General features: G+C 33.6%; 18 protein-coding genes and 1 pseudogene. 2 read left to right on the top strand and 17 right to left on the bottom strand.

Features of this window, described 5'->3' with window-relative positions:
- Positions 1–35: 35 nt before the first annotated feature.
- Positions 36–173 carry a hypothetical protein gene (locus CCY16_RS05625; RefSeq protein WP_179946063.1) on the top strand — a complete coding sequence of 46 codons (138 nt, stop codon included), beginning with the start codon at positions 36–38 and terminating at the stop codon, positions 171–173.
- Between the two features lie 348 nt (positions 174–521).
- On the opposite strand, the gene CCY16_RS05620 is transcribed toward CCY16_RS05625, so the two are convergent.
- The 17 genes and pseudogenes from CCY16_RS05620 to CCY16_RS03785 form a co-directional block, all read right to left on the bottom strand.
- Complete coding sequence (locus tag CCY16_RS05620; RefSeq protein WP_179946062.1) at positions 522–695, bottom strand: hypothetical protein; 174 nt, start codon at positions 693–695, stop codon at positions 522–524.
- 238 nt (positions 696–933) lie between these two features.
- A complete protein-coding gene (locus CCY16_RS03830; RefSeq protein WP_088415072.1) occupies positions 934–1,221 on the bottom strand; it encodes a hypothetical protein in 288 nt (95 codons plus the stop codon).
- Between the two features lie 255 nt (positions 1,222–1,476).
- Entirely contained in the window at positions 1,477–1,599 is a 123-nt protein-coding gene (locus CCY16_RS06935; RefSeq protein ID WP_143696915.1) for an ankyrin repeat domain-containing protein, read from the bottom strand.
- Positions 1,584–1,757: pseudogene (locus CCY16_RS05615) on the bottom strand (ankyrin repeat domain-containing protein); the annotation flags it as partial. The gene CCY16_RS06935 and the pseudogene CCY16_RS05615, both read right to left, overlap by 16 nt.
- A 9-nt stretch (positions 1,758–1,766) precedes the next feature.
- On the bottom strand, positions 1,767–1,979 hold the full coding sequence (locus CCY16_RS06930; protein ID WP_369323926.1) for an ankyrin repeat domain-containing protein: 213 nt from the start codon (positions 1,977–1,979) through the stop codon (positions 1,767–1,769).
- A 145-nt stretch (positions 1,980–2,124) separates the two neighbouring features.
- Entirely contained in the window at positions 2,125–2,550 is a 426-nt protein-coding gene (locus CCY16_RS03820) for a hypothetical protein (protein WP_088415068.1), read from the bottom strand.
- A 63-nt stretch (positions 2,551–2,613) separates the two neighbouring features.
- Positions 2,614–3,084, bottom strand: a complete 471-nt coding sequence (locus tag CCY16_RS03815; protein ID WP_088415066.1) for a hypothetical protein — start codon at positions 3,082–3,084, stop codon at positions 2,614–2,616.
- Positions 3,085–3,117: 33 nt separating this feature from the next.
- Positions 3,118–3,588 carry a hypothetical protein gene (locus tag CCY16_RS03810; RefSeq protein WP_088415064.1) on the bottom strand — a complete coding sequence of 157 codons (471 nt, stop codon included), beginning with the start codon at positions 3,586–3,588 and terminating at the stop codon, positions 3,118–3,120.
- 31 nt (positions 3,589–3,619) lie between these two features.
- The gene (gene htpG / locus CCY16_RS03805; RefSeq protein ID WP_088415076.1) at positions 3,620–5,518 is read right to left on the bottom strand and encodes a molecular chaperone HtpG; all 1,899 of its coding nucleotides are present in this window, start codon (positions 5,516–5,518) and stop codon (positions 3,620–3,622) included.
- Between the two features lie 906 nt (positions 5,519–6,424).
- Positions 6,425–6,838: a hypothetical protein gene (locus tag CCY16_RS06375; RefSeq protein WP_245800777.1), complete on the bottom strand. Its 414-nt coding sequence runs from the start codon at positions 6,836–6,838 to the stop codon at positions 6,425–6,427.
- 97 nt (positions 6,839–6,935) lie between these two features.
- Positions 6,936–7,484: a hypothetical protein gene (locus tag CCY16_RS06370; RefSeq protein ID WP_245800776.1), complete on the bottom strand. Its 549-nt coding sequence runs from the start codon at positions 7,482–7,484 to the stop codon at positions 6,936–6,938.
- A 437-nt stretch (positions 7,485–7,921) separates the two neighbouring features.
- A complete protein-coding gene (locus CCY16_RS06710) occupies positions 7,922–8,053 on the bottom strand; it encodes a hypothetical protein (protein WP_281250515.1) in 132 nt (43 codons plus the stop codon).
- A gap of 3 nt (positions 8,054–8,056) precedes the next feature.
- A complete protein-coding gene (locus CCY16_RS06365; protein WP_245800775.1) occupies positions 8,057–8,209 on the bottom strand; it encodes an ankyrin repeat domain-containing protein in 153 nt (50 codons plus the stop codon).
- 52 nt (positions 8,210–8,261) lie between these two features.
- The gene (locus CCY16_RS06360) at positions 8,262–8,501 is read right to left on the bottom strand and encodes an ankyrin repeat domain-containing protein (protein ID WP_245800774.1); all 240 of its coding nucleotides are present in this window, start codon (positions 8,499–8,501) and stop codon (positions 8,262–8,264) included.
- Positions 8,479–8,925 carry an ankyrin repeat domain-containing protein gene (locus CCY16_RS06355; protein ID WP_245800778.1) on the bottom strand — a complete coding sequence of 149 codons (447 nt, stop codon included), beginning with the start codon at positions 8,923–8,925 and terminating at the stop codon, positions 8,479–8,481. Before CCY16_RS06355 ends, CCY16_RS06360 begins: the two co-directional genes overlap by 23 nt.
- Before the next feature lie 344 nt (positions 8,926–9,269).
- The gene (pth, locus tag CCY16_RS03790; RefSeq protein ID WP_088415062.1) at positions 9,270–9,818 is read right to left on the bottom strand and encodes an aminoacyl-tRNA hydrolase; all 549 of its coding nucleotides are present in this window, start codon (positions 9,816–9,818) and stop codon (positions 9,270–9,272) included.
- Entirely contained in the window at positions 9,818–10,432 is a 615-nt protein-coding gene (locus tag CCY16_RS03785) for a 50S ribosomal protein L25/general stress protein Ctc (RefSeq protein WP_088415060.1), read from the bottom strand. The genes pth and CCY16_RS03785 overlap by 1 nt, the downstream gene beginning before the upstream one ends.
- 140 nt (positions 10,433–10,572) lie before the next feature.
- Here CCY16_RS03785 and CCY16_RS03780 point away from each other — a divergent pair, with 140 nt between their 5' ends.
- Positions 10,573–10,965: a hypothetical protein gene (locus tag CCY16_RS03780; RefSeq protein ID WP_088415058.1), complete on the top strand. Its 393-nt coding sequence runs from the start codon at positions 10,573–10,575 to the stop codon at positions 10,963–10,965.
- The last annotated feature ends 2 nt before the right edge of the window (positions 10,966–10,967 follow it).

Genomic DNA, 10,967 nt, shown 5'->3' with positions numbered 1-10,967 from the left:
CATCATCCTCAGTTTTCCGAAAATTGCACAAATAAATGCTAGGATCTGAAGAGTTATCACTAAGCTTACCATCATCTATTATAAAACTCTGTGATAAAATTGGCAATGAAAAGGATTTAAATAGTGATGAAGGTGGTAGTGAACTTTATTTATTATCTTTACTTTCAAGTTGACCAATTACTATCCCACATATTTGCTGTAGTTACCACAGGCCCTTCAGTTGTATGTACGTTGTCAATATTTGAAGAAACACTAGATGATGGCACTGAATTTCCCGGCTATATATTTTGTATACTGCTGTTACTTTCGAGTGTGGAACCCTCCTTAACTATATCCTCAGAAGAAACTCCAACACAGTCACTATTGCTATTTTCAGTATCACTTTTAGGTAATTTGAAGAAACTTGAAGAACTACCGCTGCTCCCAGCATCATTCGCAGAACGCTTTCATGAAAGTCGTGGTGAACCCTGCCGATCGGTTTTACTTCTAAGTTCTAACTTATCATCTATTTGCAATATCACCTATTCAGTAAGCTTACCAGTAGATGTTTTTTTCTTTTGACTACTTGTAGTAGCACCAACATCTTCATCACCCACTGATGATGCAGCAACATTATCACTAATGTTCTTAAGCTTTTCTTCAAGAAATTCTCTAATCTTATAAGCTCCTTTTAGATTTCTTATCTTTCTTATCAACCTCTACCTGACGCAGCTTCTTCTAAAGCTTTACTTAAAACAAGTTGTATTATATTATCGCCCCTTGTTCCACTAAACGCTTCACTTTTTCGAAATTGGTATCCCAGATAGCATCAGACAGTCTTTCTTTTACGCTTTTCGTATTTTTATCATCAATATGCATTTTGCTCCCTTCATGGTTATTGCCTATAGGCTTCTCTTTTGAAGCCCTTTATTGTTCGTAATATTTTTCCATTGTTCACAATATTTTTTCTGGCTGGTAGCCGTCAGCACTTTTGGACTCTTGACTTTGCAATTGTTCATCATCCGCCTCATCCACTGCTTGGTTTGGGGTTGCAGGTTTATTTACTAAGTCACTATCAAGTTGCATACTACTAAATCTACCCTCATGAAAGCCTAATATTTTAGTACGAACTTGTTTATCACTTTCCAATCCACCTGGATATTCACTTATATGACTTTTACGTTTCACACAGTATTTTGCATATCCTATAATTTCTTTAGTTATAACAGTATCTTTACTCACAAAAAATCTTACTATTTCAAAATTAGTTGTTGCAATAGCTTCTTTAAGTTCCTTCTCACAATAGCTCCCCTTTCAAGAAGTAACTTTAACTACTTCCGATGTCTGATCGTTCTTGTATGCTCTATTTCTTTGGATAGCCCAGGATAAGTGAGTATTATAACCGTTCTGGATTTCAATATTAGTACTAATATCATGATTGAACAGAAGTATTAGGAAGTTCAAATCACTATCTGTAATAGCTCTGCTTAAAGGCGTCTAATTATCGCTATTCTTAGTATTAATATCAACACCTTTTACAAGAAGCTTTTTAGCTGTGTCATAATTTCTATTTTCAATAGCATAATACAAAGGTGTTTTATTATTTAAAGCTTTAAGGATTTTGTGATTTCTGACTCATGAGTAGGCAGTGTATCACTTTCACGACTTGATTTTGGCCTTGTTCTTACCAAATCTAAAGCTGTCTTACCATTTTGATTTTTAATATTCCAATCAGCTCCCTGTTTCACAAGCAGTTTCACTATTTCAAACTTACCATGGTAGGCAGCCTAACGTAAAGCTGTTTTACCATATTCTCCATCTTTAATATTAACCTCAGCACCATTCTTAATAAGCAAGCTTACTAAATTATCGCGTGTTACAGCATAATGCAAAGGTGTATTTTCTAAATTGCCTATACTATTAATATAAACAACTTCATGATTAATAATAATCTCTGTTACATTAAACTTACCACAGTGAATCGCAAAATGTAAAGGGATCGAGCTATAGCTTGGGTAAATATAATCAAAGTTTAATATTTTGAAGTAATTCCAGTACTTTAATCACACATTCCATATTTTTAATAGACGTAGAATATCAATATATACTTGCCCACTAACACCAATAAGTAGACTACCTAAACCTTCATCTTTGCATGAATAATATATCCTTATTTGCATTTGCATACTTTTCTACAAGTGTATCATCAGCTGCAATTGCTAACAGTACAAGTTTTTTCACTGAATAATAACTTCTACCATTTCCCTTGTTAAAAATTTCGCTTACCAGCATTTCATGCACAGGTCTATGATGATCTGTTCGTACTGTTAAATTAAGTTGTTCAGAGCAAAAATTCCTCAAATTATCACGATCAAAATCAGTGATAGTTCTATCATCTTCCTTACCTTCTCTTATACTATTTATAACTTTATCTAAATCCATGTAATTATTATGACTTTTTGCTTTATTTATGATATCTACTAACTCATCAAAGGTAAAACTTTCAGCTATGATAGAAAACTCCTCAATATCATGTCTTAGTTCTACATTACTTTGGTCTTGGAGAGCCATACCCACTCCGTTGCCATCCCTATAGGAACTTCTACAATACCTGCTAATGTGCCTACAACATTGTTAACAATACCCTGGACCAGCAACTGCTCTGTCTGCTGTACCACCATACTCTGTGCTATCAAGTATTTGTACTGGAGCACCATCATCTTCATTGATAATAGATGAACCATCGACATTAAAATCTTCCAGATTCATAACAAATGACTTAAGGCCATCAGCAATTTTGTCTACAAGACATTCAACAACTTCATTATCAGTATCTTTAAAATGTTCATTGATATCACCTAGTAAACTTTTGCCATTGGCTTTGCAATTCTTTAATTGCTCAGGAATAGTAAGTGTTACTTTACCGTTTTTATACTCTACTTTACCATTTAAAAATTTAAGTGTGAATTCTAGCTTACTGCTAGATTTGTATTGTTCCAATTGTTCTGGATCTAAATTTTCTACAACTATAACATCACTATATTCAACACTTATAGAATCTGCACTATTACAACAAAGACTTATTGTTTTTTTAGGAATTGTCATTATTAAATTATATTGAGCAAGTATAAGCTAAATTTATTCATATATTGTAAATTCATATACTGCTTGATCGTAATTGATAACTAATTTTTCCAGTATACGGTTATTTGGAACTTCTGCTTTAGCATATTCAAACATTCCTGCAAAAACTCTCTTAGCAAACAGACAGTAATCTTCGCTTCCATTTGGAATTAAGTAATTGTTCTCACCGTATAATTTGAGAATATACTCTTTATCTACTATTTTCCCATTAATCACAAAATTCATTCTGTTCAAGTCAAGTTGTGCTTGCTTGTCAGAACTTGCATTTTTATTATCCTTATTCACCTTTACTCTACTGAGCAAAGATTGTGTTAGTTGAAATTCTAACATAATTGCTGTGCTAGAACCTTGATCAGGTTGATCTTTGTAATGGTAATGTTCTTCAATTTCAGCTGCTACTTGATTTATACCTACTTTTTCCCAGCTTGAATCCAGAGAATCTGTTTGATTAGTCGTATTTACCACTCACTATAAATTAGCCTAATTTAGTATAGCACTAAATTATAACTTTGCCAAGCAAGTTATTTAACTTCCTAGCAAACAGGCTTGCGTCTTCCATCTCTTCGCCCTCCACTATGCAAGCTTGATAAAACAATAGGTGGACCATATCTTCCAATGTCGGGTTTTCACCGTTCTCAGCGTAAGATTTTATTATACTTTTTATCACAGAATGTTTAGTGTTGACCTCAAGCACCTTTGGTGTACGGTAATTTAGCTGATTTTGTTCGCGTAAAAAACGCTCCATTCTAAGATCCATAGCACCCTCATCAACTGCTAGACATACAGGACTATCAGTCAATTTTTTAGAAATTTTTACGCTTTTCACCGCATTACCGAGAACTTTGGTGAAATACTGCAATATAGAATCCGTATTTCCCTCAGCCCTTTTTTCATCTGATTTATTCTCTTCATCCTTTTCCTCCGGAGAGAACTTTTCCAGATCAACATCCGCACGAGTCACAGACTTAAATTTTTGATCTTTATATTCATGAATCACACTAGTCCAGAAATCATCTACTGGATCAACAAACAGAAGAACCTCCAATCCTTTACTGATAAATCCTTCAAGTTGTGGACTATTTTTTACTGAATCAAGGCTATTTCCAGTTAGATAATAGATATGCTCCTGCTCAGGCTTCATTCTGCTTATATAGTCGTCAATGCTGACTAATTTTTTATCACCAGTGCTATGGAACCTGCAAATTGAGAGCAGCGCTTCTCTTTCGTCAGTTGGCATAGCTTCACAGAGACCCTCTTTTAATACCGCACCAAAATTGGTCCAGAATTTCGTGTATTCCTCTAAATTCTCTTTTGCCTTCTTACCGAGCTCTGATATAACACGCTTAGTGAGGGATTTTCTGATTTGCTCAACAACACGATTATTCTGCAGTGTTTCTCTGCTGATATTAAGGGGCAAATCTGGTGAATCGACAACACCTTTCAAGAAACGTAAGTATTGTGGTATGATTTGTACATTATCTTCAGTAATAAACACCTTATTTACATATAATTTTACAGAGCAACGTCTATCTGGGTGAAACAAATCGAAGGGTTTAATAGAGGGAACATAAAGCAAATTTGTATATTCTATCGCCCCTTCATTTTTATTATGCAATATCATCCAAGGCTCTCCGCCAACATGTGCAACACCACGGAAAAAATCATTATGCTCCTCTTGAGTAACGTCATTTTTTAGCTTAGTCCAAATTGCAGCCTTGCTGTTTAATTTTTCACTTTTTCCTTCTTCGTCTATAAATTCAACAGGAAAATTTATGTGATCAGAATAGGTAGTAACAATGTTTTCAATGCGAAATTTGTCTAAAAACTCATTCTCCTCAGGACGCATAACCAAGGTAATTTTCGTTCCACAAGGGATTTGATTATCCAACTTACTGATCGAATATTCTCCACCTCCTGTAGATCTCCAGACCCAAGATTCCTCTTCCCCTGCCTTTCGAGATTCAACTATCACCTCTGAGGCAACCATGAAGCTTGAGTAAAACCCGACACCAAATTTTCCGATCAGTTCTACAGCTTGGCTTGAATCTTTACTATTCTTAATTGCACCCAAGAACTTTTGCGTACCAGAGCTTGCAATTGTACCGAGATTACCTATTAAATCCTGTCTGCTCATCCCTATTCCATTGTCGGTTATATACAGCTCATTCTCATCTTTGTTAGAGCTAATAGTGATTTTTAACTCACCACTTGAATCTAGCAAATTAGGGTTTAGTTGAGATTCATAGCGCAATTTATCGCATGCATCTGATGCATTTGATACCAACTCACGCAGAAAAATATCTTTATTAGTATAAAGTGAATGAATTACTATATTCAGTACTTTTCCTACTTCAGCATCAAATTTTAAATTTTCAGTTCCTTTTACGTTATGCATTTTGAGCTCCATTATTTGCCTACTACCCTAGTGATTTAAGTATTGAACTATGACCTTTCAAGGTCACACACACCAAAATTAATGCAGCTATAATATTATGATACCCAATCTATAGAATTTCCTTGCATAACAAACTTTTGGCAGCACATTGGAAAAAAACTACTTTACAAACCTAGCTAGCCCCCTTATCACGATACTGAAGGTATTAAGTTACCTTCAATCTGTGCAGATTAAAATGACAAAGTATTATATAATTAGCATCTTATGTTTAATTTTTTGCACTATATGTACTTTATGTCTTCACAACATTTCTAGGTTTTTACCTATATAAGTTGAAACTCGCTTATACTTACAAAGTGTTTAGGACAGTATAATATGCTAATTTGCAGGATTAGAGAATAAATACTATCTACCACGGTATATCTTTTGCCTTTTTTTTTGCCTAGTAAATTTCTAAAACATTTATGACTAAAGGTTAGTTGCAATAAAAAACAACTGAGTCGCGATTATTAAGTATTTAAAACATAAAAAAACGCTAATGTTTTTAAATAGATATTAACTAGGGCTTCTTTTGTCTTTATTCTTACTTGGTGGATTTCTTAAATATTTGTAGCTGAAGATTTACCGACAACCGCTGCTTGTTAGCAGAATCTAGAGATACCGCAAATGAATCGCGGTATGACGAACTGTACCAGCTTCACGTGCTGGAATGACACCTTTGTTATGTGAGTTATCTCACAAAATAAATGTTTGTACAGCTGTGGTTGTGACGTGTAAGTATAAAGCATATTAACTTACCTGCATACTGCGATTTCGCACGTTATTTTAATACATAGGTCCAAATTAAAATAATTATGCAAAACCCTGTTTTATGCTTCAAGATGAATAACTTGAATGAAATATAATTTATCTAATCATTTCATTTAAAGGATTACCTAGTAGAACATAGGGCAAATTACCTATACATGTTTCTAATATCTCCTTTCTTGTATCACTATCCAGCTTGTTGTTAAACCTTTGACACTTTTCCTCAAGAGCTAAGCATGTGGCTATAATATGCCTCACTATTTCAGGCGATAATTCCGGTAATTCATTACTAATCTTTTCTTGCTCTTCTTTAGAGAAATTACCAAGATTTTCCCTAGCCATTTCAGAAGATCCCAGAGTAATTGCCTCTTTTATCATTTTACTGACCTCCTGTCGATCTAGCGTGATAACTACTAATGGACGTAAACCAGACAAAGACTTAAACAGTTTATTGTATGTTCCACCGGCACAACCTTGACCTTGATCACCATAAGTTGTTGCTGCATCTATCAAACCTCTTAATAAACATATTCTTCCTATCTTTTACATTTTCATCACTTAAAGGAACTCCTTGTTCTGCTATTCTTGTGTCTCTATCGTTGTAGGCTTTTCAACACAAAATAGCTGCTTGCTTTAGCGTTAACTTACCATAATTGTCTTGAAATTTATCTTCTATTCTATTGATAAATCCCAAGCATTTTAGTGCATGAGACTTTTCTTCTGCTTTAAATTCATTTGACTGTTTAATGTATCCTTCAATATTAGTTGTATTTTCTTTATTTAACTGCGTATAGAATTCATCCTTGCTTAGATTTTCTCTATACTTCTCTATTAGTTTATTAACACTTAAATTTACACTAGCAACTGCACTCGGATCACGGGTAGTTTGTGCAATAAAAGGAAGGGTATCAACTAACCTGTACATGATAAGCTGCCTTTCTTCTTCTGGAGCTTCTTGCATTAAGTCGTTAAATTGCCATATTTCTTTAACGAGAGTCCAGTTTAGCAACCACAAGAACAATGCAGGCAATACCAAAAACACATAGAAAGGAATAATGCATATGATTAAAACAGTTCTTAATATTACCCTAATGACATTTTTTGACCAAGTTGGTAATTTTGCTTCATTTTCTTCCGGTTTTAAAAAATAATTTGCCAACCTTAAATACAAAAAGAACCATATAAGAAGAAAAATTAGAGGAATTATACTTACTAGTAAAATTATATCGATAGATTTTTTGATTTCACCAGTATTGTTATAAGCGTTTCATATTCTTCCATTATGGTATTTGCTCTATTTATCCTATTTTGCTGTTGACCATTATTTTTGCCTATTAACATATTACACATCTATTTTAATATTAGTATATCGTACTATAAAAGCATGGCAATAAGAAATCTATAAATCACTATGGCTTTCTGCGATTTACTGATTATTTTATAAAAAACCTTATACTTTTTGCCTTGGAGATACTACTTTTTGACTCTCTACTTCACTGAGAATGTTATCTGTTTTTTTTGCAGCAACTTTTTGAATGCCTTTTATAACAGAATGTACTACTAGTGCCAAACTGAGGGTTATAATAGCTAGCTTAATTACTGTGCTTCTATTTCTAAACTTGTCTTTGCTCTATTCTCTTTTAGAAATTGAGCCATATTTTGACCGTTTTTCTGTATTGTAAGACCTAAAAGAGTAAGCCCTTTTTCATTTTTTATGTTAACGTTCACCCTCTAGCTTAAAAGAAGCTCCGTTTTTTCTACATTACCTTTTTTCAATGCACGAAGTAAGCGGCTCTCGCCTTCTACCCTATTCTCAATGTCTGCTCCATATGATTTCAATACTTCAATAGCTTTCTCGTTCCCACTATTGAGTGCAATGTTCAAAGCATCTATTCCAACTTTATCTTTATAGTTGATAAAATTCTCTAGTTGATCCCTACCAAAACTTTCTATAATGTCGTTCGATGATAAGCCTTATTACTTTCCCAGGACAATTATTAGCAGCAAGAAAAAGTGCTGTATTGTGGTTATTATCTTTCTTTACCACATCTGCTTTGAGTTCATTTATCAGATACTCGATAACTTCTATTCTGCTGTCATTTTCTACTTCAGTATATTGCCTAACAGCTAAAGATAGAGTTGTGCACCCATTATTATCTACATCCTTCCTTATCAATTAAGGCTTGTATTATGCCTATATTCCCGTATAAAACAGCAAGGTGAAGAGGGGTATATCCTTCAGCACTTTCTCTCTCACTAATTATTGCACCATTGTTACTTAGCAATTCTATAAACTCCGGCGTATTTACAAAGATTGCAAGGTGCATTGGTATTAAATCATCTTTACCATGATTTTTAGTTTTTGCATTAACGTTTGCTCCATTTTTTATCAGCAATTTCACTATCTCTAGCTGTTTACGTCCGATTCTAATATGAAGTAGCGTACAATTACGTTCATCCTTACTATTAACGTTTACACTGTACTTTACCAGTAGTTTTGCAACTTCGACATTGCCCTTCCAAATTGCAACATATAAAGGGGTATGCCCATCTTGATTATGGGCATTAAGGTTTACTTCTAAATTAGTTAATTTCTTAATTAATTCTCCAGTTACCTATAATTGTATAGCTTTACCTAGTTTAGCCATTCCTCCTCTTTTCCTACAATATCAGAAAGTAAACCTGACATATAGTTAGAATCTCCAAGTTACTCTGAACTTAGCTTTATTTCTTTGTATTCCTATTTTAAGAAAATACTCTTCTGTTTCTTTTATAACACAAAATTGTGAACATGTCAATTCTTATATTATTAAGAATTACTATTAAGTTTTTATTAGTTAATATTAATAATAATTAAGATTTTAATTAGATGAAAGTATCTATATTTGAAACGAGCCTGATACAACAAAGTGTTGTTTAAATTACACAAAACAACCTTGTCATATCATACAATTGAGTTAGTAAAAGCTGTATTATTTCCTTGCAGCATTAAGTGTATGTTTTGTGCTATTCTTTCTACTAAGGGAATGACATTATCAAGATTGGAAAACTTTGATAATACGTAATCTGCTAGACTTCTTTGACCGTCAGATCTGCCTATCCCAAATCTCAAGCGCCAATAATCGTTACCAATAGAACTATCTATAGATTTAAGTCCATTATGTCCAGCAGAACCACCACCCTTCTTTATTTTTATTCTGCCAAGTTTTAGATCAGCATCATCATGTATAACAATGACGTTATCTAGCGAAAATTTGTAAAAGTTTCGTATTCTTGCAACAGGAATACCTGAATTATTCATAAACGAATAAGGCTTCATTAACATAATTTTATTATCATTAATTACGCTAGAGGTTATCAGGCAATCTGCTTTCTTAGAGAATGACTGAAAATTCCAATGTTTGCAAATTGCATCAACAATGATAAAACCAATGTTATGATAAGCCAGCTCATATTGACTACCGGGGTTACCAAGCCCAACTATCAGATGCACTATTCCTCTGTTGTTTCCACCTGAGACTCCTCAACGTCACTATCGGCAGCAGAAATTGTGACAACGGTAAAGTTCTCTTCTTCGTGCGCTGCAAGTTTAACACCTCCTGGCAATTTTACATCACTTATATGTACAGACTGGCCAATCATTTTACCCGATAAATCTACTTCTATAGCCTGAGGTATTTTGTCAGGAGAACATTTAACAGTGATAGAGCGGCACAAAACGTTGAGTACTCCGCCCAGTTTGATTCCTGGAGATTTGCTTTCATTCACAAACGATAGAGGTATGTCTATTTTAATTTCACTACCTTTATCAACAAATTGAAAATCAACATGCTGTATAGTATCTTTTACTACATGCCATTGAATATCACGAACGAGAGCATATTCTTTTTTGCCTGAAATATCAAGTTCTATCACATGTGCAGAAAGGAAACCTAACTTATATTGTTTCGTGAATTCCTTTGCAGATAATGTTAAATTCACATTATTATGCCCTTTACCATATACAACTGCAGGTATGTTCCCTTTCTTTCTTAGAGAACGTATTGCTTTTGTTTTTGTTACATCACGTAATTCTGCGTTAATTGTTATCATTTCTTGTTGCGTCATTGATTACTCCTATTCAGCTAATCCTTTTAGTATGATTCAGTAATAATATAACACAAAAATATTTATTTCAAACTTCATTCTTTTGTATTGAGCAAGAAAGCAAACTAGAATTCTCTCAAAACTTGCTTCTGAAAGCAAGTATGGAAGCATACAATACTGCTCCCAAAGACCTACGCCTTATTGTTTTTCTTGGGCATCTAATAATTATTAATAATTTTAATATATTATATAATATAGCAAGTATTATTAGAAATTTTATGAGCACAGATAAAAAAGTAAAATTTTTACCTAACAAAGTGCTAATTATTGTAACGTGGGTTCTAAAAAACACCGGGAAAATGTTGCAGGATGACAAGAATAGCAAACTCAACTATGTGAATGTATTAATTAAACATAAACAAGGAACTAGCGAAGATAGAGATATTTTTTCGGTTATAAACGGACCAGGGTTTAAACCAGGCCAAATCAAAGAATTGAGGGATAAATTTAAAGGAGTAGATGGAATAAACATTACTGATCTATATGGCCTTTAATA

This window comes from Wolbachia endosymbiont of Wuchereria bancrofti, assembly GCF_002204235.2.
Classification (GTDB): domain Bacteria; phylum Pseudomonadota; class Alphaproteobacteria; order Rickettsiales; family Anaplasmataceae; genus Wolbachia.
The sequence above is the reverse complement of the archived record's forward strand: the minus strand, read 5'-3'. Positions and strand labels throughout refer to the sequence as shown.